Raw genomic sequence first — 19954 nt, 5'->3', positions numbered from 1 at the left:
CCAGTTCACATCAATAAATTACCCCAAGTGCCGCTTCATCACACAAATGCCGTTTCGGGCCCGGTGTCAGCCCCATGAGTTGCTGGCTACCGGTGCTGGTGAACACCCCTGCGCACGCGGCGCTGGGGCCGGTGCTGACCTACCAAAGTGAGCAGGCACTACCTGCCGGCACGCTGGTGCGCGTGCCCCTGGGCAGCCGCGAAACCCTGGGCGTGGTGTGGGACGGGGCGGGTGCCGAAGCCACCGGCGAGTTCGATCCGGCCAAGGTTCGGGCCATCGCCGGGGCGCTGGAGGGCATCGCCCCGCTGACGGCGCAGTGGCAACAACTTCTTACATTTGCTGCCAGCTATTACCAGCGCTCGGTGGGCGAGGTGGCGCTGGCCGCACTGCCGCCGCAGCTGCGTGAGCTGTCGCCCGAGCAGATGGCGCGGCGCCTCAAGCGCACCAAGCCCGTGGCCGGCGCCAGCGGTGCCGTGCTGGCGGCCCCAGCGCTGACGCCCGAGCAGGCCACCGTGGTGGGGCAGATCCACGCGCAGAACGGCCCGTTTTTGCTGTTTGGCGCCACCGGCAGCGGCAAGACCGAGGTCTATTTGCACTGCGTGCACAAGCTGCTGGCGGCCGACCCCGACGCCCAAGCGCTGATCATGGTGCCCGAGATCAACCTCACACCGCAGCTCGAAGAGCGCTTCAAGGCGCGCTTTGCCCCGCTGTACGGCGAGCATGCCGTGGTCAGCCTGCACAGCGGCATGACCAACCCGCAGCGCCTGAAGAGCTGGCTGGCCGCGCACGGCGGCGTAGCGCGCATCGTGTTGGGCACGCGCATGGCCGTGTTTGCCAGCCTGCCCAAACTGCGCCTCATCGTGGTGGACGAAGAACACGACCCGAGCTACAAAAGCAGCGAGGGCGCCCGCTACTCGGCGCGTGACCTGGCCGTGTACCGCGGCAAGCTCGAAGGCGCCAAGGTGATTCTGGGCTCCGCCACGCCCTCGCTGGAAAGCTGGCACCAAAGCCGCCCGGCGGAAGAAGGCGGACGCTACCTGCGCCTGCACATGCCCAGCCGCGTGGGCGAGGCATCGCGCCTGCCGCTGGTGCGCCGGGTCGACATGAACCACCAGCCGCGCAAGGCCGTGTTCTCCACACAGCTGGTAGACGCCATCAAGGACCGCGTGGCGCGTGGCGAGCAGTGCATGGTGTTTTTGAACCGCCGCGGCTACGCCCCCGTGCTGGCCTGCGACGACTGTGGCTGGAAAAGCGAATGCCCGCACTGCAGCGCCTTCCGCGTGTTCCACAAGATCGACCGCACGCTGCGCTGCCACCACTGCGGCTTCACCGAGCGCGTGCCGCGCGCCTGCCCCAGCTGCGGGAATGTGGACATCAGCCCCATTGGCCGCGGCACCGAGCAGCTCGAAGAACACCTGGCCGAACTGCTGGTGGACGTGCGCCGCGCCGGGTCGGTCACGCCCGAGAACCCGGACGGCGAGCACCTGCGCATCGCCCGCATCGACGCCGACTCCACCCGCCTCAAGGGCGCGCTGGAAGAACAACTGGCCGCCGTGCACGCGGGCGATGTGGATGTGCTGGTGGGCACCCAGATGATTGCCAAGGGCCACGACTTCCGCCGCATCACGCTGGTGGCGGCGGTGAACCCCGACGGCGCGCTGTTCAGCAGCGACTTTCGCGCGCCCGAACGCCTGTTCAGCCTGCTGATGCAGGCCGCCGGCCGCGCCGGGCGCGATGCAGCCCTGGGCGCGCAAAGCGAGGTGTGGATCCAAACCTTCCAGCCCGCACACCCGCTGTACGCCGCGCTGAAAGCACACGACTACCCAGCGTTTGCCACCCAACAACTGCTGGAGCGCGAACAGGCCGCCATGCCCCCGTTCAGCGCCCAGGCCCTGGTGCGCGCCGATGCCAAAACGCAGGAAGCCGCCCAGGCCTTCCTGAACGCCGCAAGAACCTTCGCGCAAACCGAGATGCTGGAATGGGAGGGTTGGGCCCCAGTGCTGGACCAACTCACGCTGTACCCCGCCGTGCCCATGACGATCCAGCGCATCGCCAACGTGGAGCGCGCCCAGATGCTGATCGAAAGCCCGTCACGCGCGACGCTGCAGCAGTTCCTGAACGGCTGGCAAAGCGTGTTGCACGCCACGCGCGCGCACCCAGAATGCAAGGGCCTGATCCGCTGGGCGATTGACGTGGATCCGCTGGCGATTTAGTGGGTTTTTTGGCTGCAGCCCCCGTGGAATATGCGCAAACAGCTACTATTTTGATAGTGACCGGAAATTCACATTCCGTCGAGAGGCAAAGGCTTGACGGGCCCAGCTTGGTTCTCTACCTCGCGCGCCTGCACATCCACCACATCGGCTGCGGCCGTAGCATCCACAGGAGAACCGCCTGGACGTGACCAGACACCTGAGCGGAACTGCTGCGAGGCCTGGCGAAAGCGGGTGAAGGTGGTGAAGAGCGCGGGCCTGCGGCCTGTCAGCAGCGACCACAGCACGGTGAGCAACGCAGCGGTCAAGGCTAGCGACAGCAGGGCCAGGGCGAACATGCTGACCCACACCACCAAGAACAGCTTGAACGCGCGGCGTAGCACGTAGGCTACAAAATTCAGGATCGTTTCCATGGGTTCATTTTGCCTATCGCGCGATGGCCCCAGAAAATCCGGCCATTAAATCCCAACCATCAGCACCACCGCCCCAGAGAAGGTGAAGAATGCCGCCGCGGTGGACACCAGAATGATGCGGGCGATGCGCCCGTTGTCCGCGCCAAAGCGCTCGGCCAGCAGCGACACATTGCTGGCGCTGGGCAGCGCGGCCAGCAGCACCAGCACGGTGAGCGCGAACTTGTCGATGGGCACGCCCAGACCAATGGCCGACACGCCCACCAGCAGCACCAGCAGCGGGTGCAAAAACAGCTTGATCAGCGCCACCGGCACGTACTCCTGCCAGTGGACATGGTGCGACTTGTCTTCCTTGGCCAAAATCTGCGAGCGGGCCAGCACCGCACCAATGGTGAACAGTGCCACCGGCGAGGCCGCATCGGCCAACAGGCCCACGGTGGCCACCACCGGCTGGGGGAATTCAATCTGCAGCGCCGACACCAGTGCGCCCAGCAGAATCGACCAAGGCATGGGGTTGGCGGCCACGCCTTTGAGGGCATTTTTGGCCGCCTGCGCGGCCGAACCACCGCCAGTGGCTGTGTTCTCGCCCAAGCGCGAGAGCGCGATGCACAGCGACGAGGTAATCACCATGTCCACCAGGATGGTGACGATGGCCGGCCCTGCGGCCTTGGCACCCAGCAGCGCTACCAGCAGGGGCACGCCCATGAAACCGGTGTTGGGGAAGGCTCCCACCAGCGCACCAAAGGCCGCGTCGTTCCAGCCAATGCGGCCATGCAGCGTGACGGCCACCACAAATGCCACCATCACCAACGCGCACAGAAGGTAAGTCAGCGCCACGCTGGGGTCCAGCAACTGGGCAATCGGCGTGCTGGCGCCAAAGCGGTACAGCATGCAGGGCAGCGCAAAAAACAGCACGAAGCCGTTGAGTCCAGGAATGGCCGCCAGCGGCAGCATGCCGCGGCGCGCGGCGACGAAACCACAGAGCACGAGGGCGAAGAAGGGGAAGGTAACGGTCAGGATTTGCAGCATGTTCAGGGTTCAGTCTGCGCTCTTTTAAATGGGTGCAAGAGGGTCTTCCAACGAAAAACCCACCCCGTAGACGGAGCGGAACCATTCGTGTTGTGAATCGATCAGGGCAAACTTGCGGCGCAAGTTCTTCACGTGGCTATCCACGGCGCGCTCGTTGGCATCGAGTTCGCCAGCGTAGGCTAACTCCAGCAGCTGTGTGCGGGAATACACCCGGCCAGGGCTGGAGTACAAGGTCTTCAGGATCTCAAACTCCTTGCTCGTCAATTGCAGGGGCTGGCCATGCAGGCTGGCCCGACGACGGTCGCAGTCCAAAAACAGTGTTGGTGCCATCGCCGCCGCCTCAGGCACGCCCGCTGTGCGCCGCAGCACGGCGCGTACACGGGAAACGACTTCTCGGGGAGAGAAGGGCTTGCAGATGTAGTCATCTGCACCGCAGTCCAGTCCCAGCAGGCGGTCAATCTCTTCCACCCGGGCGGTCAGCATGATGGTCGGCAATGGGGTAAAGCGCCGTATCGCCTGGAGCACGGCAAACCCGTCGCAGCCGGGCAGCATGACGTCGAGCAACAGCAGATCGGGCGGGGACCGGGTAATGTGTTCGATGGCGGCCAAGCCATCCGTCACGTGCTCGGCCGCGTAGCCGTTAAACCGCAGATAGTCCAGCACAACGGAGGCGATGTCGGCCTCATCCTCCACCACCAATACCGTCTGTTGTGGCACGTTAACTAGCATCGCCCATCTCCCGAATTCCATGCTGCAGGGGCAACACCAACTCGACACGCAAGCCGCCCAAAGGAGAAAAATCGGCCGCCATGATGCCGCCATGGGCCTGGACAATCGTTTGGCAGATGGCCAGCCCCAGACCGGAGCCTCCCGTGCTGCGGCCACGTGAGGTGTCGCCGCGGTAGAGGCGCTCAAACAGGTGGGGCATATCTGCCGCCGCCGGCGCGGGCGCGGAGTCATCCAGCCGGATCAGGATCCGCCCCTGCTCCAGCAGGCTGGCGCTGATCTGCAGCACGCCGGGCTGTCGGGTGTACTGCAACGCGTTTTCCAGCAGGTTGATAAATACCTGCTGCAACTGCGCGGCGTCTGCGACCATTCTCACCAAGGGTTGCTTCGCCAGCAAAGGCACCTCACCCGTGGCCACCTGCATCCCTGCGCGCTGGAAACGCTCGGCCACAAAGCCCACCGCCTCCAGCAGCACTGCCAGTGGGTTGACCCCGGGCGCGAACCGTGTCGGGCCATCACGCTGTCCCATGCTGGCGCGCAAGTCTTCGACCAGTTGCCCCAGGCGCACCACCTGCCGGTGGAGCCGCTCTGCGGTAGCTGGCGTGTACGCCCGCACACCATCCTGGGTGGCCTCGATTTCAGCGCGCATGGCGGCGAGTGGGGTGCGCAACTCATGTGCCACATCAGCCAGCCAGCGGCGGTGGTTGGCCTGCGTCTCATGCAGTTGCCAAGTCATCCCGTTGAAGGTCTCGCAGAGATGTGCGAGCTCGTCGTGCCCGCGCACCGGCACCACCGTATCCAGTTGCCCATGGGCCACCGCATCGGCCCCCTGGATGAGCTCACGGATCGGCCGGAGCCAGCGCCCGGACAACCACCAAGACAGCGACAGCGCCAACAGCCCCCCCACACACCCAGTGGTCACGATGAAAAACGACTGCCCTGCCAGAAAGGCGCGCCCGGCGTCCGTTGCCATGCTGTGCATGGGTGCAATCGCCAGATACCCAATTAGTTGACCCTGGTAGCGCAAGGGCCGTCGGGCCGCCGCAGAAACGGCTTGCAAGCTGCCCGCGATGTGGGAACTACCGTCGGCACCGAGAAGCGCCATACGTTGGTACACCGAGTCTGGCGGCCCCATGCCTGCTGGTCGTGGCGGAGCCCCCATCGGACCAGGGCCACCGTCGGGTGGGGGACGCCAGTCCCCGTCGGGCGGGGGAGGGGGCGGGGGAGGGCTGCGAAAGGCTAATTCGGCCCCGGGCCGACCCGGGAACTGAAACCGAAACCACGCCTGCTCATCCTCCACGACGAACAACCAGCTCCCGCGTTCCACATAGGCCTGTTCCAGCTTCTGCACAAACCAGTCCATCCGCGACAGCTCAACCTCCGCAACGTAGTCCCCCAGACTGCGCTGCAGCCCCCACCGAGACACCCCAATAAATATTGCCAGCAAACTCAGCGTGAGCGCGACCAGCGCCAGCAACACCTTGCGCTGAAACGTCAGGTGTCTTGCCAAAGTTTGAGAGGGGGAATGTGTAACCCCAGATAGCGCCATAGCACGGGATAGTAAAGCAGCTTATGGCCCCCCGATCTGGCGACAAACGGGCAAACCGCACCGACAGCCGGCGCAAATCTCCTAAAAGCCTCCCAAATTGGCAGGCAAATTTGGTCGATAGAGTCGTTTGGAGAATAGAGTGCCTGAATATATGCAGTTGCGCGCAAGATGCGCAGCCACGCCCCGCGAGGCCGCACGAGGCTTCACCTTGATTGAACTGATGATCACGGTGGCCATTATTGGCATCCTGGCCGCCGTTGCCCTGCCGGCCTACAGCGACTATGTGCTGCGCGGTCATTTGGTCACGATGACCAATGACCTGATCGCCACCCGCGTCAGGATGGAACAGTACTACCAAGACAACCGCACTTACTTGGATGTCAGCGCCACTATCACTGCCCCGTGTACCGCTGTGGCAGTCACTTATACGAAACCAACACCGTATTCCACCGTCTGTGGCAATCTCACGGCGACGACTTTCACGGCCACTGCAAATGGCTCGGGCGTGGTCAATGGATTCGCCTATTCCATCAATCAGGCAGACACCAAATCCAGCACCATGTCCACCGCCTGGGGTGGTGCCACCAGCGCGTGCTGGATCATGCGCAAGGGCGACTCGTGCTGAGGGCGTATCAGCAGGGCTTCAGCCTCATCGAGTTGATGGTCACACTGACCATCCTGTCCTTGCTGCTGTTGGCTGCAGTCCCGGGGTTCAGCGAATGGATGGCCAACGCCCGTGTACGCAGCGTAGCGGAAGAAATTGCGAATGGCCTGCGCATGGCGCAGTCAGAAGCGATGCGGCGTAACCGGCCCACCGTATTCGTGGTGACCAACAGCACCCCGGCAAAAAGTGCTGCACCTACGGCCAATGGAGTCAACTGGTATGTGCAAGCACTTCCGCTGGCCAGTGGTGCCACGAGCGAAACAGCGGTGACCGCCGACTATGTACAAGGCGGAAACTACGCCAACCAAGGCAGTGTCACCATCACCAGCGCCTCGTCGGTAGTGTGCTTTGGCCCCATGGGGAGCATGGTGGCCATCGCATCCAGTGATGCGGTCAATGTGCTTGGCGTTGCCTGCACCACGGGCACAAAGATTTACACCGTCGCAAAAACAAATGCGACTCGCTCGCTCAAGGTCTATGTCGGCGTGGGTGGCCAGGTGCGCATGTGCGATCCCACCAGAACGCTGGGCACCAGCACTCCCGACGGATGCCCCGCATGAAGCCCCTCGTCCTCCCCCCCTCCACGCGCAACCGCCGTGGCGCCCCCCGGCGCGGACAGTCTGGAGCCTCCCTGATTGAAGTCTTGGTTTCTTTGTTGATTTTTTCTCTTGGTGTGCTGGGCATGGTGGCCATGCAAGCCAAGGCCATCAGTTACTCCGTAGATGCGGAAGACCGCTCTCGCGCAGCGATTCTGGCCAACGAAATTGTGGCCGCCATGTGGGCAGAAGGGACGGCTGCCCCCTCCATATCGACTGCATGGAAGGCCCGGGTTGCCAGTGCAGCCGATTCAGGCTTGGCCAATGGTGCGGGCACCATTGTGACTACGCAGGACGCCGCCACAGGCATCAAGACCACCCTGGTCACCATCACTTGGCGCGCGCCGTCCAAGGCATCCACGGAAACAAATACCTATTTCACCCAGGTGGTGATCCCATGAAAAACCCTGCCCTGGGTCGCCGCGAGAGGGGCGTTACCCTGATCGAACTGATGGTTGCCCTGTTGATTGGAATATTTCTGTCACTGACCATGTTCATCGTCATGAATAGCTCAGAAGGGCGCAAACGCACCATCACCTCAACCAGCGATGCCAACCAGGCGGGCAACTACGCCAGTTACCTTCTGGATCAATGGGTGCGCAACGCAGGCAATGGCTTTACCAAATCGGCGGCGTACTCCTTTGGGTGCCCGCTCAAAGCCTATTACGGGGGAACACAAATTCTGCCGTATGGCAGTGCACTGCCCAGCCCATTTGCTGGCGTGAACGCCGGCACGGTCGGAAAATTCCGCCTCGCGCCCCTCCTCATCTTGCCCAACCAGACCACACCCAGCGTGAGTGGGCAAACATCCGACGTATTGGTGGTCATGGCTGGCGCATCGGGGACCGGGGGGATTCCGGTCATGTTCTCAGGGTTTCCCTCTGCCGCACAGCTGACGCTGGCGAACACCACGGCATTCAGTGCCAACGATGTGGTGCTCATCACCCAGGTGGAGCCCAGCACCACCCCCAACTATGACTCGACCGGCACCACCATCACATCGGTCAATGCAGCCGACTGCACCATCGAGCAGGTGGACTCGGGCTTTGTGACCGGTGCCACCCCCATGGCCTTGAGTGGCAACTACCACAGCACAAACAATGGCTTGGCTTCCCTGTCTGACAACAGCACGACTATGGTGTTGGGCAGTGTTGCCAGCGGGCGCGCTCCGCAGTTCCAGGTGATTGGTGTGGGCGACAACAACACCCTGTTTAGCTACGACCTGCTCAACACCGCCGGCGACAGCACTCGCTCTGCCGTGGCCCGTGCCGATGGCGTGTTTGAGTTGCACGCACTGTACGGAATCGACAAAAACTGTGATGGCACCATAAGCTCAACCGAATGGGTGAACCCCACCGACACCACCTACAGCGTGACCGCACTGATGGCCGGCTCCCTGCAGGAGACCGTGAGCCGACCGGTGGATGCCACCGCACGGCTGGCCTCCTGCACTTCGCTCACCACGGCAAACGACTACCTGCAGAAGATTCTTGCTGTGCGAATTGGCCTGATATTGCGCACCAGCCTGCCGGAAAAGGAGAAAGTCACGACGAACGCAATCACCTTGTTCTCCGATCTGGGAAACACCCTGACGTACACCCGCGCTCTAAAAACAGACACGGAAGATGCAACACGGCTGGAGCAGCACTACCGCTACCGCACGGTGGAACTCACCATCCCTTTGCGCAACCCCCTGATGCTGCCATGACACACGCACTCCGCCTCCACCACAGACAGTCGGGCGTCGTCATGGTCATGACACTGATTTGTCTGGTACTAATGTTGATAGCGTCAGTGGCCCTCACACGTTCGTCGACGAACACGCTCCTTCAGGCCGGCAACTTCGCATTCAAACGCGACCTTCTGAACCAGGCCGAACGAGGGCTGGCCAAGGCGGTTTACGAACTGAACAGCGGAACCTTGCTGGCATCCGAGGTCAACCGGAGGACCGACCAACTCACAGTCAACTACAGCGCCACCCAACTGGCATCCAACGCGCAGGGCATTCCCAAGGTGTTGATCAACGACAGTACCTTCACCACGTCGGGCATGTCGCTGGCAGACTTTACCGACAGCACGGCAGGCATCACCATGCGGACGGTCATTGACCGGCAGTGCAGCAGTTCTGGCGCTTTCAGCACCACCAATTGCGTGTCAATCGCGGAAGAATCCAACGCAGCCCAGAGTGGCACAGCTAGGCTCAAGCGGATCAGGGCGGATGCCCGCCCAACCTACCGCATCACGGTCCGCATCACAGGTCCGCGCAACACCCAAGCCTTTCAACAAATGATCGTCGCGCTATAGCGTCGGCATGATCACCTGCCCGAGGACGTTATATGCCCTGCTTGCCCCCATTCCATGCCATTTTCCGCCGCTGGGCCCATTGGCTTTTGTCCGCCGTGGTCCTGGTGTTTGCCTTCGGTAGTCCTTGGCCTGCTCAGGCGATTGATCTGGCGGACTACCCGCTGTTCTCCACCGTCAAGGTGCCCGGCAACCTGGCGCTGGCGCTGTCTGTCGAATGGCCTACCGCCACCACCGCGGCGTACCTCAGCACCACGGCCTATGCGACCGGTTCCACTTACATCGGGTACTTCAATTCTGAGAAGTGCTACCAGTACGTCTACAACAGCACCACGCCTGCCAGCAGCTACTTCAAACCCGCCAGCGCCGCCAGCAGCCACGTCTGTAGCGGCCTGTGGAGCGGCAACTACCTCAACTACGTGTCCATGCAGACCCTGGACGAATTCCGCTGGATCATGACCGGCGGCTACCGCAGCACCGACACCAACACGGCGACCAGCACCAGCAGCACCAATATCGACACCATCTTGACAAAGACCTGGTCGGCAACTGGTCGTGCCACGGCGTCCAACGTCCCCAACAAAACCACCGCCCTCGTCTCAGGGGCGACGCCGTTTGCATGGACCTCAGCCACGACACGCATCTGGGCTCTGGGTTCGCGCATGTGGATTACCGGCACGGGAACCACGATTGACTCCGCATCATCAGCCACAGCTTACGTCGCACAAAGTGGCACGGCCGGTGCCTCCAGCATCTACGAGGTGTACATCAACGTGGCAGCATGCATCTCGGAGGCTCTAAAAGAAGACAACTGTGTGCTGTATGGCAGCGCCTACAAGCCGGAAGGCCTGATGCAACAGTACGCCATGCAGCTGCGCTACTCTGCCTTTGGCTATCTCAAACATGATGGAGATACCAGTCAGCAGCGCGACGGTGGCGTCATGCGCGCGCGCATGAACTACATCGGCCCCTACAAGCCCGTGCCAGGCTCCTCCGACGTGGTGAACGATGGCTTTCCGGAATGGAGCGCCAGCACCGGCATCATGACCGTCAACCCTGCTGCAGCCGACGCTACCGACACCAACAGCACTTTTAACCTGTCCATCAGTAACAGCGGTGCGATGAACTACCTCAACAAGTTCGGCTACAGCGCGCAAAACTACAAGTCCAAAGACCCGGTGAGTGAGCTGTACAACACCGTCTTGCGCTACTTCAAGGGTCTGAGCAATGTCAGCAGCTACACCACGGACGCCACCGCAGCGTATGCCGATGGCTTTCCGGTCATTACCAAGTGGCGCCAGACAGATAGCTCCACCATGGGGGCCGACCCCATCGTTTATTCGTGCCAAAAAAACTTTATCTTGGGCATTGGCGACGTAAACACCCACCGCGATGCCAACCTGTATGGAAGCACCTTGCGCGCAGGATCCACGCTGGAGCCCACCCTGCCCAGCGAAATCAGCGCCGACACATCGGTCAACGTGGCCACGGCCACCGACATGGTGGGCACCCTTGAGGGGAAGTCCGGCTTGGGCAGCATCTACGGAGACACTGGCGGCACGAGCTGCGCAAGTACCGGCTCGCAGTGCAACACCTACTACATCGCAGGCCTGGCGTATGACGCCCACACGATGGATATCCGGTCCACGCTCACGGACACCAGTTTGACGACAGACAACAACATGTCCGGCAAACAAACCATCAATACCTACTGGCTCGACGTCATGGAAAACCAGGCCTACAAGCACAAGAACCAGTACTGGCTGGCCACCAAGTACGGGGGCTTCACGGTTCCCAATGGCTTCTCGCCCTACGCCAGCAGCAACAGCAGCAGCACACTGCCTACCACCAGCTGGTACACCAACACGGACACCTCGTCTGGCCTCACAACCTCCACCGGCCTGGCATTTTCCACAGACGCCAGTACGGGCGTGGACAACCGCCCTGACAACTACTACTTTGGCAACAACCCACTGGCGATGAAGACGGGGCTGACAGCCGCGTTCAACAAAATCTCCAGCGAACTGAATGCAGCCAACAGCACCGCGTATGCCATGGCATCGCCCAACGTGCTCTCTGGAGATGCGGCCTACTCTGCGACCTACGACCCGAGCAACTGGACCTCCAGCCTGGTGGGGGCAGCCGTTACTTACGACGTCTACGGCAACGCCACGGCAACCGCAAAATGGAACGCCAGGGACAAACTGGAGGCGCTCAGCACCCCGGCCACCTCCCGCAAGATCGTGACCTACTGCGACAACGCCACCACACCAGCAGGCATTGCATTCACCGCCACAGCCCTGGCCGCTTGCCCGACCACGGGCCGACTCAATTACGCGTCGTTTGCCAGCGTCACCAGCGCGACCTCGTCCTCCAGCACAGCCGCCGCGGACTACTTGAGCTATGTCCGGGGCAGTCGCACTAATGAATTGAGCACCACCGCCACGTCCAGTACCCGCATCTACCGCCAACGCGACTATTTGCTGGGCGACATCGTGAGCTCTAAAGTCACGGCGGTGGGCGCCCCCATTGCGGCGTACCACGACCTGTACAACCCAGGCTACAGCACCTTCAAGCGCACCTACGCCAATCGCCGTACCGTGGTCTACGCGGGCGCCAATGACGGCATGCTGCATGCATTTGACGGCACCTTGCCCGGCACGGTGTCCACGATCAGCGGTAACGTCACCACCACAACCACGTCCGACTGCAGCTTCTGCGGGCAGGAGTTGTTTGCTTACATTCCCAGCTTTGTCTACGGTACCTCCTCCACCGCGGCCACATCGGGGCTGGCATCGTTCGGCAGCCCGACGCGCTCGCACTACTACCAAGTGGATGCCACCCCGCTGGAGTTTGACGTGGACATCAGCAAGGTTTGCACGACAGGTACCAGCAGCACTTTGTCTGAATGCGACAAGGTGAGCACCACGCCCGATTGGCGAACCCTGCTGATCGGTGGATTGGGCAAAGGCGGGAAAGGTTTTTATGCCCTGGACGTGACCAACCCCGGCACGCTGACAACCGCCAGTAGCACCGCAGCGTCGGTGACTACTCTGACCAAGACCGTGACCGAGGGGGACTGGATCAGCGAGACGGCCCTGGCCGGCAAAGTGCTTTGGGAATTCCCCAAGACGAGTGATACCACCACCATCGCCCGTATGGGCTACAGCTTTGGCGCACCCACGGTGGTCAAAATCAAGAAGTATGGCTGGGTGGTGATTTTTACCTCCGGCTACAACAACAGCGATGGCAAAGGCTATTTATTCATCGTCAACCCAAGTACCGGTGCGCTCCTGGAAACCGTCGCCACCACCACAGGCACCACAGCTGCTCCCCTTAACCTGGCCCATGCAGATGCCTACATTCCCAACCACACCGACTTTACGGCCGATGCGGTTTACGCAGGCGACCTGCAGGGCAATCTGTGGCGCCTAGACTTGACCAGCACAACCAGCGCCTACTCCAGCCCCACCGCACTGGCGTCGCTTTACAAGACCTCTGGCACACCCCAGCCAGTGACTATCCGTCCCTTGATTGAAGTGGACCCTACAACATCCAAACGTTATGTGCTCGTTGGAACAGGGCGCCTTCTGGCCGACAGCGATGTCAACAGCACCGCCATCCAGAGCGTTTACTCCATCTACGACGGAGCCAGTGGCTTCGGTGGGTTTCAGGCGGCCACCACCTACTCACCCGTGCTCACGCGTAGCACCTTGGTTAACAACACGGATATGCTCACCGGCATCGGCAGCAACCCCACGACATCTGCCGGCTGGTACTTTGACCTCTCGGCCTCCAGCAGCAGCCCCTATCTGGCCGAGCGCATCAACGTCAATCCGGTCGCCTACAGTGGCGTAGCACTGTTTGGTGTCAATTTACCCAACGGGTCGATCTGCAGCCCCTCCGGTACAGGCTATATCGCAGGTTTCAGCATCGGGACAGGCAAGAGTGTTTTGCAAGACAGCACAGGTAGCTTTATTGCGAAGTCAAGCACCATGTCCGGGGTGATTACCGACTTGGCCATCCAAAACGTCAACGGCAAAGTGCGCATCATCGCTGGAGACAGTGGCGGCAACACCGTCACGACACCCTCCTCGCTGGTCACCACCAGTGGCGTGAAACGCATGAACTGGCGGGAAGTGCCTACTCAGTGAGTCTCAAAGGCATGTCGAGCAGCAAAAATCCTCCCTTTTTGCTGCTCTCTGTTGCATTGTCCATCGCAGTCCATAGCCTGGGCTGGATGGCATGGAACTCCCGCCAATCTGGCGGTGCCTCGGAAGAGTGGAGTGTCGCCAAGCAACGGGCTCAGCCCGTTGTGCACATTCAACTGAGCGCGCCTCCAGGCAACCTTTTACCCGCAGGGAACGGAGCGACAGATGCGCTTCAAACACCGCTCCGAGGCCTTCGCGGCGCAGCGTTAGGCTCTGACAGAGCCCCAAGCAGCATTGTTTTTGTACCTTCCAGCGAGCTGGATACCCCAGTGGTTCCCATGTCTGCTCCGGACACCAGCCGCCTGGATGGCCTGAATTTTTCAGGTGCGCCGATCCGGCTGCGTCTTCTCATCGAAGCAAACGGGCACGTGGTGGATGTCCTGACGCTCCAAAGTGCACCTGAAGATGCACCGGCCGTTGAACATATCAAGGCCATGCTCCAAGACACGGCGTACATACCGGGGCGGCTAAAGGGCAGTCTGGTTCCGGCACAATTGGATTTGGAACTGCAACTCTCCACCTTGGAGTAGGCGCCCAACCGAGGCGTCCTACACCGAAATCCCCACGTTCAGCGTAGCGACATAGCCACTGCTGGTATTCCCCGTCATCGTCGCAAGCTGGGTAGAGTACCCATCACTAAAGACGTTGTCGCTCGCGAAGGACATGGCGGCCAAATTCGTGACGCTGGCGCTGTAACCCGAAGTGGCATAGACCGCATTACAAGTCGCAATAGGGAATGCGATCTGCGATGTCTTGATGCCGTCACCAGCAGGCGTAGAGGTCGCCAGTGTTTCGCTCGCGTACACCTCAAAATGGATGTGCGGCATGCGCCCCGAATAACAGCCCGGAAAAATGGTTTGAAAAGTTACGCTTCCATTGCTATCGGTGACCTGCACACCACGCAAATAGTTTTCTCCGGTGATGCCGGTGGAGTACATGGAATACAAGCCATTTTGCGTGCAATGCCACAGGTAGATGGCATAGCCCGCCAACGGGGCGCAACTGGCCCGACTGTTTTCCAAATTGAGGGTCACCTGCAAGGGAAGGCCCGTCGCAAGGGTGGAACTGGATACGATGCTGGAGGTAATGTCGCTGCGCACAATACCCGACAACAGCAAAGCATTGACCAAAGTCCCATTCAAAGAGTTTGTTCCATCTCCAGGGTAAGGGCCATTGGTCTCCGACGGTATGACAGAGCAAGCGCTACTGGATGCGCTGTTCCCACCACCTCCACCGCCCCCACATGCAGTTAACGCCAGCGGCGCCACGGCGCCCGTGCCCAGCCAACGCAAAGCCTGCCGACGACTCGCCATATTTTCAGCCAGCACACGCATATCTTGAAAAAGTTGGCCGTCTACGAAATGTGCCTCTGGCGCCATACATCACTCTCTATGAAACAGCGCCCCAATATGGCAACCAATCTGGGAAGAATTTGGCAGCATTTGTAAATGCACAGTAAAGACCCGCCAGCGGCGCAACCCACTATCATCAACAGCTTTTGCATACTTAGCACGCGCACCGATGGCCGCCGACATGAACCCCGCCCAGCAAGAGGCCGTCAACTACCTGCATGGGCCTTGCCTGGTGCTCGCCGGGGCCGGTTCGGGCAAAACGCGGGTGATCACCCACAAAATTGGGCGCCTGATGCAAATGGGCATGCCGGCCAACCGCATTGCCGCCATCACCTTCACCAACAAGGCCGCCGCCGAAATGCGCGAGCGCGCCAAAACCCTGATTGGCCGGGCCGCCAAGGACGTGCTGGTGTGCACCTTCCACGCTTTAGGCGTGCGCATGCTGCGCGAAGACGGTGCGGTGCTGGGCCTCAAGCCCCAGTTCAGCATTCTGGACAGCGACGATGTGACCAGCATCCTCAAAGACGCCGGGGGCACGGTAGACGCGGCCACCGCGCGCCAGTGGCAATGGACCATCAGCGCGTGGAAAAGTGCGGGGCTGACTTCCGCAGAGGCACTGGCACAAGCCACAGACGACAACGAACGCATCATCGCCACCGTGATGGGGCGCTACGAAGAGCGGCTGACGGCCTACCAGAGCGTGGACTTTGACGACCTGATCAGCCTGCCCCTGAAGCTGCTGCGCGACTACCCCGAAGTGCGCGAACGCTGGCAGGCCAAGCTGGGCCATGTGCTGGTGGACGAGTACCAGGACACCAACGCCACGCAGTACGAGGTGCTGAAGTTGCTGGTGGGCGAGAAGGCGCGCTTCACCGCGGTGGGTGACGACGACCAGTCCATCTACGGCTGGCGCGGCGCCACGCTGGACAACCTGAAGAAGCTGCCGGTGGACTTCCCCACGCTCAAGGTCATCAAGCTGGAGCAAAACTACCGCTCCACCAGCGCCATCCTGCGCGCGGCCAACAACGTGATTGGCCCCAACCCCAAGCTGTTTCCCAAGACGCTGTTCAGCGAACTGGGCGAGGGCGAGCCGGTGCGCGTGGTGGACGCCGACAACGAAGAACACGAGGCCGAACGCGCCGTGGCCCGCATCCAGAGCCTGCGTGCCGAGGGCTTGGCGAACATGCAGGGCAAGCAGTACAAGGAGTTCCGCGACTTCGCGGTGCTGTACCGCGCCAACCACCAGGCCAAGCCGTTTGAGAAGGCACTGCGCAAGGCAGGCATCCCCTACAAGGTGTCAGGCGGGCAGAGCTTTTTTGACCGCGCCGAGATCCGCGACCTGTGCGCCTGGTTTCGCCTGTGGAGCAACAACGATGACGACCCTGCGTTCCTGCGCGCGGTGACCACGCCCAAACGCGGCATTGGCCACACCACGCTGGGCACGCTCGGCGTCTACGCCAGCCAGTACAAGCTGAGCCTGTTTGAGGCGCTGTTTTCCTCGTCACTCAGTGCGGCACTGAGCGCCAAGGCACTGGGCAGCCTGCACGAGTTTGGCCGTTACATCAACGACCTCGAGTTTCGCGCCCGCCACACGGAAGGCGCGGAAGCCGCCACCGCCTTCATGGCCGAGTGGCTGAAGGAAATTGGCTACGAGAAACACCTGTACGACGGCGAAGAGAGCGAGAAGGTCGCCGCCGCCAAGTGGACCAACGTGCTGGAGTTTTGCGACTGGATGGCGCAACGCTGCGGCGGGCAGATTGAAGACACGGCCGGTGTCACCGCCCGCGAGGTCAAAAGCCTGCTGGAAGTGGCGCAAACCATCGCCCTGCTCTCCACCATCAGCGAGCGCGAGAAGGACCAGGACGTGGTGACGCTGTCTACCCTGCACGCCTCCAAGGGGCTGGAGTGGCCGCATGTGATGCTGGTAGGTGTGACCGAGGGCATGCTGCCCTTCAAACTGGGCGACGGCGCCGATTCGCTGGGTGGATCGACCCGGGCGGACGAGGCCGCCAATGAAGACATGGCCACCCGCCTGCAGGAAGAGCGCCGCCTGATGTACGTGGGCATCACCCGCGCCCAGCGCAGCTTGGCCGTGAGCTGGACACGCCGGCGCAAAAAGGGCCGCGAGATGGTGGCCGCCTTGCCCAGCCGCTTCATTGCCGAGATGGGTTTGGACCAGACCACCGTAAAAGAAGACCCGCGCGAAAAGCTGCGCGCCCTGCGCGCTGAATTCGCCGCCAAAGCCCAAGCCAATGCCACAGCTGCTGCCACCACACCCCGATGACTTTGCACACTCGAATCGCTACACTTTTCATAGCTGCTTGCGCAGTATCTACGGGGGCTAGCGCCCAGAATGGCACTGAATCATCCGCTCTGACCACGCCCGCCACGGTGGCTGCGGACAACCCGCCCGCCACGGCCACCCAGCCCGGTGTGAGCTGCAAGAACCCGCGTGCCACACCGCTGTCGCGCTTTTGGGAGCTGGAGCCGTCCAGCGACTGCGGCACCTTTGGCCTGCGTGGCTACCGGCCCATCAGCCTGTCGGTCATCGGCTCGGACAGCGTCAACACGCAACCCACCTCGCCCAGCGCGGGCCATACCGGCATCTACCAGCCCTACACCACCAGCGAGACGCGCATCCAGCTCTCAGTGCGCACCAAGGTGGCCCAGGGCCTGCTGACCGGCGGTGACCCAAACCGGCTCGACTCGCTGTGGTTCTCATACAGCCAGCAGTCGTACTGGCAGCTGTTCAACAACGACCTATCGCGTCCGTTTCGCGCCACCGACCATGAGCCGGAGCTGACCTACATCTTCCCGGTGGAATCGGCCCTGCCCTCGGGCTGGCGCCTGCGCTATGGCGGCATCAGCCTGAACCACCAGAGCAACGGCCAAAGCCTGCCGCTGTCGCGCAGCTGGAACCGCGTGATCGCGCGCGCAGGGCTGGAGTTGGGCAATACCGTGGCCGTGAACGCCAGCCTGTGGCAGCGACTGCCCGAAGACTCGGCCAGCGACGACAACCCCGACATCGCCGACCTTATCGGCCGTGCCGAAATCTCTGCCGCCTGGAACATCGACCCGCGCAACACACTGGCGCTCACCGTGCGCCACTCGCTGCAGGCCGATGCCAATGGCTCCATCCGTCTGGGCTGGTTCCGCAAGATTGGCAGTGCCAGCGACACCGACCAGCGTGGCAGCCTGCGCTTCCACACCGAGCTGTTCAGTGGCTATGGGGATTCGTTGATGGACTACAACCGCCGCCGCACCGTGCTCAGTGTGGGGCTCACGCTGCTGGACTGGTAGCTTCCGTTAGCGGTGGCCGTTGATGCCGGTGCTGAAAGACACATCGGCAAAACCTGCGCCCCCGCCGGGATCAGCGGGGCCAAACTCCGCGTCGTGCAGATCGGCCAGCACCATCATCGCGTCGGCAGCCTCCTGGTTGAAGCCAATGCGGGCATTGCCCATGCCGTCGCCGCCGTTCATGATCAGCTTGTTGATGTAAACACTGCATTCCTTGTATCCCCATAGCGTGCGTATGGTGTTGGCAATGCGATGGTGGTGCAGCTCCACGACTTCAAGCGCCAATATCTTGCGCTGGGCGGGGGTCACCTCTTCCAGCCCCATGGGCACCGTGGGTGCATCCAATTCAGGGAAGGCTTGCGCAGCGGCAGACTCCGCGCGAACGTGCGGAACGGGTGGGGTGGGCGCCAAGGGCGCGGGAGCGGAAATGGGCGGCAGACCGCTGAAACGCGAGTCCTGCTCAGCCAGCGCACTGTCCCACAGGCTCCAGGCAGTGTCCGGGTCTTCTTCGCGAACCTCCAGTCCACGCGAATCCGGGGCCTCCTGCTTGGGGTCCGGCGTGCCTTCTTTGCCCCGAAACCTGCTGAACATGGGACTCCTTCTTGTTTTCGCCTGCATGTTACTCCAGCATGCATGCCTTTGCCACTTAGTGGTTTGCCTCCCTACAGGCGCCCCTTGAATTGCGCGCAAGCCTACCGTGGGGCACCGCCTGGAACAAGGGGCCAGTCGGACTATGACGACTTCCGCATGAGGGTGTGCTGGCGCACAGCCCAAAGAAAAAGCGGCTTCCCTTTGCAGAGAAGCCGCTTTCGCATTTTGGTGGCCTGGGGCGGAATCGAACCACCGACACAAGGATTTTCAATCCTCTGCTCTACCGACTGAGCTACCGGGCCTGAGCCTTGAATTATAGCATTAATTTAAGCGCCATTTCGCTTCCCGCGCGTCAAGTCCACGCCCAGTTGTTTGAGCTTGCGGTACAGGTGGGTGCGCTCCAGCCCGGTCTTCTCGGCTACGCGGGTCATGGACCCGTTTTCCTTGGCCAGGTGGTATTCGAAATAAGCTTTTTCGAACTCGTCGCGCGCTTCGCGCAACGGTTTGTCGAGTTCAAAGTTTTGCTGCGCCTGGGGGCCCGTGTCTGCCTTCTCGGTGGCCATGGTGGCGACGGACTCTTGCGCAACTGCAGTGGCTACCGACGCCAAGGGCAAAGGCGCAGTCTTGCGCAAGTTGCCGCGTGACAGGCCTTGCTCCACGGCTTTGAGCAGCTTCTGCAGGGTGACGGGCTTTTCCAGAAACGCCAGTGCGCCAATCTTGGTCGCTTCTACGGCGGTGTCGATGGTGGCATGGCCACTCATCATGATCACGGGCATGGTCAATGCACCGGTGGTGGACCATTCCTTGAGCAGTGTCACGCCATCGGTGTCCGGCATCCAGATGTCCAGCAGCACCAAGTCTGGTCGCTCACGCAGCCGCGCGGCCCGCGCCTGGGCTGCGTTCTCCGCGAGCTCGACGGTGTGGCCTTCGTCATTGAGAATTTCCCAAAGCAATTCCCGAATGCCGTGCTCGTCGTCTACTACCAGTATGTTTGCCATGTTGTCTGCGCAGTCCCTTT

The 19954-nt window shown here is 61.8% G+C and carries 17 protein-coding genes and 1 tRNA gene; 10 read left to right on the top strand and 8 right to left on the bottom strand.

The features are described from left to right. Window positions 1–74: 74 nt before the first annotated feature. Window positions 75–2213: a replication restart helicase PriA gene (priA, locus tag AC097R_RS20480; RefSeq protein ID WP_479600074.1), complete on the top strand. Its 2139-nt coding sequence runs from the start codon at window positions 75–77 to the stop codon at window positions 2211–2213. Between the two features lie 68 nt (window positions 2214–2281). On the opposite strand, the gene AC097R_RS20475 is transcribed toward priA, so the two are convergent. From AC097R_RS20475 to AC097R_RS20460, 4 genes are read right to left on the bottom strand one after another with little or no spacing between them, the layout of a single operon-like run. Next, window positions 2282–2623: a hypothetical protein gene (locus AC097R_RS20475; RefSeq protein ID WP_479600073.1), complete on the bottom strand. Its 342-nt coding sequence runs from the start codon at window positions 2621–2623 to the stop codon at window positions 2282–2284. Window positions 2624–2668: 45 nt separating this feature from the next. After that, window positions 2669–3649, bottom strand: a complete 981-nt coding sequence (locus AC097R_RS20470) for an AEC family transporter (protein WP_479600072.1) — start codon at window positions 3647–3649, stop codon at window positions 2669–2671. Window positions 3650–3673: 24 nt separating this feature from the next. Beyond that, window positions 3674–4378, bottom strand: a complete 705-nt coding sequence (locus tag AC097R_RS20465; RefSeq protein ID WP_479600071.1) for a response regulator — start codon at window positions 4376–4378, stop codon at window positions 3674–3676. Then, entirely contained in the window at window positions 4368–5885 is a 1518-nt protein-coding gene (locus tag AC097R_RS20460) for an ATP-binding protein (protein ID WP_479600070.1), read from the bottom strand. Before AC097R_RS20460 ends, AC097R_RS20465 begins: the two co-directional genes overlap by 11 nt. A 190-nt stretch (window positions 5886–6075) precedes the next feature. On the opposite strand from AC097R_RS20460, the gene AC097R_RS20455 reads away from it, so the two are divergent. The 7 genes from AC097R_RS20455 (at window position 6076) to AC097R_RS20425 (ending at window position 14226) form a co-directional block, all read left to right on the top strand. Next, complete coding sequence (locus AC097R_RS20455) at window positions 6076–6549, top strand: type IV pilin protein (RefSeq protein WP_479600069.1); 474 nt, start codon at window positions 6076–6078, stop codon at window positions 6547–6549. Then, the gene (locus AC097R_RS20450; protein ID WP_479600068.1) at window positions 6516–7148 is read left to right on the top strand and encodes a GspH/FimT family pseudopilin; all 633 of its coding nucleotides are present in this window, start codon (window positions 6516–6518) and stop codon (window positions 7146–7148) included. The genes AC097R_RS20455 and AC097R_RS20450 overlap by 34 nt, the downstream gene beginning before the upstream one ends. Further along, window positions 7145–7585 (top strand): type IV pilus modification protein PilV, encoded by a 441-nt coding sequence (pilV, locus tag AC097R_RS20445; RefSeq protein ID WP_479600067.1) that lies wholly within the window; start codon window positions 7145–7147, stop codon window positions 7583–7585. The genes AC097R_RS20450 and pilV overlap by 4 nt, the downstream gene beginning before the upstream one ends. After that, a complete protein-coding gene (locus tag AC097R_RS20440) occupies window positions 7582–8892 on the top strand; it encodes a PilW family protein (RefSeq protein WP_479600066.1) in 1311 nt (436 codons plus the stop codon). Before pilV ends, AC097R_RS20440 begins: the two co-directional genes overlap by 4 nt. After that, window positions 8889–9488 (top strand): pilus assembly PilX family protein, encoded by a 600-nt coding sequence (locus tag AC097R_RS20435; protein ID WP_479600065.1) that lies wholly within the window; start codon window positions 8889–8891, stop codon window positions 9486–9488. Before AC097R_RS20440 ends, AC097R_RS20435 begins: the two co-directional genes overlap by 4 nt. A 32-nt stretch (window positions 9489–9520) precedes the next feature. After that, on the top strand, window positions 9521–13639 hold the full coding sequence (locus AC097R_RS20430) for a pilus assembly protein (protein WP_479600064.1): 4119 nt from the start codon (window positions 9521–9523) through the stop codon (window positions 13637–13639). A 335-nt stretch (window positions 13640–13974) separates the two neighbouring features. Further along, window positions 13975–14226, top strand: a complete 252-nt coding sequence (locus AC097R_RS20425; protein ID WP_479600063.1) for a hypothetical protein — start codon at window positions 13975–13977, stop codon at window positions 14224–14226. A gap of 18 nt (window positions 14227–14244) precedes the next feature. Here the strand turns inward: AC097R_RS20425 and AC097R_RS20420 are convergent, their stop codons facing one another. Then, window positions 14245–15075 (bottom strand): dioxygenase family protein, encoded by an 831-nt coding sequence (locus tag AC097R_RS20420; protein WP_479600062.1) that lies wholly within the window; start codon window positions 15073–15075, stop codon window positions 14245–14247. 142 nt (window positions 15076–15217) lie between these two features. Between AC097R_RS20420 and AC097R_RS20415 the strand changes: the two genes are divergently transcribed. Together AC097R_RS20415 and AC097R_RS20410 are read left to right on the top strand one after the other, a co-directional pair. Then, complete coding sequence (locus AC097R_RS20415; RefSeq protein WP_479600061.1) at window positions 15218–17332, top strand: ATP-dependent helicase; 2115 nt, start codon at window positions 15218–15220, stop codon at window positions 17330–17332. Further along, the gene (locus AC097R_RS20410) at window positions 17329–18348 is read left to right on the top strand and encodes a phospholipase A (RefSeq protein ID WP_479600060.1); all 1020 of its coding nucleotides are present in this window, start codon (window positions 17329–17331) and stop codon (window positions 18346–18348) included. The genes AC097R_RS20415 and AC097R_RS20410 overlap by 4 nt, the downstream gene beginning before the upstream one ends. 6 nt (window positions 18349–18354) lie before the next feature. On the opposite strand, the gene AC097R_RS20405 is transcribed toward AC097R_RS20410, so the two are convergent. The 3 genes from AC097R_RS20405 to AC097R_RS20395 all read right to left on the bottom strand — a co-directional run bounded on the left by AC097R_RS20405 (window position 18355) and on the right by AC097R_RS20395 (window position 19934). Next, window positions 18355–18936 carry a hypothetical protein gene (locus AC097R_RS20405; protein ID WP_479600059.1) on the bottom strand — a complete coding sequence of 194 codons (582 nt, stop codon included), beginning with the start codon at window positions 18934–18936 and terminating at the stop codon, window positions 18355–18357. A 226-nt stretch (window positions 18937–19162) separates the two neighbouring features. Then, window positions 19163–19238 (bottom strand) — tRNA-Phe (locus AC097R_RS20400). Between the two features lie 24 nt (window positions 19239–19262). Next, complete coding sequence (locus AC097R_RS20395; RefSeq protein ID WP_479600058.1) at window positions 19263–19934, bottom strand: response regulator; 672 nt, start codon at window positions 19932–19934, stop codon at window positions 19263–19265. Window positions 19935–19954 lie beyond the last annotated feature (20 nt).

The sequence above is a fragment of the Rhodoferax sp. ZS1R25 genome (genome assembly GCF_056521335.1).
The sequence above is the reverse complement of the archived record's forward strand: the minus strand, read 5'-3'. Positions and strand labels throughout refer to the sequence as shown.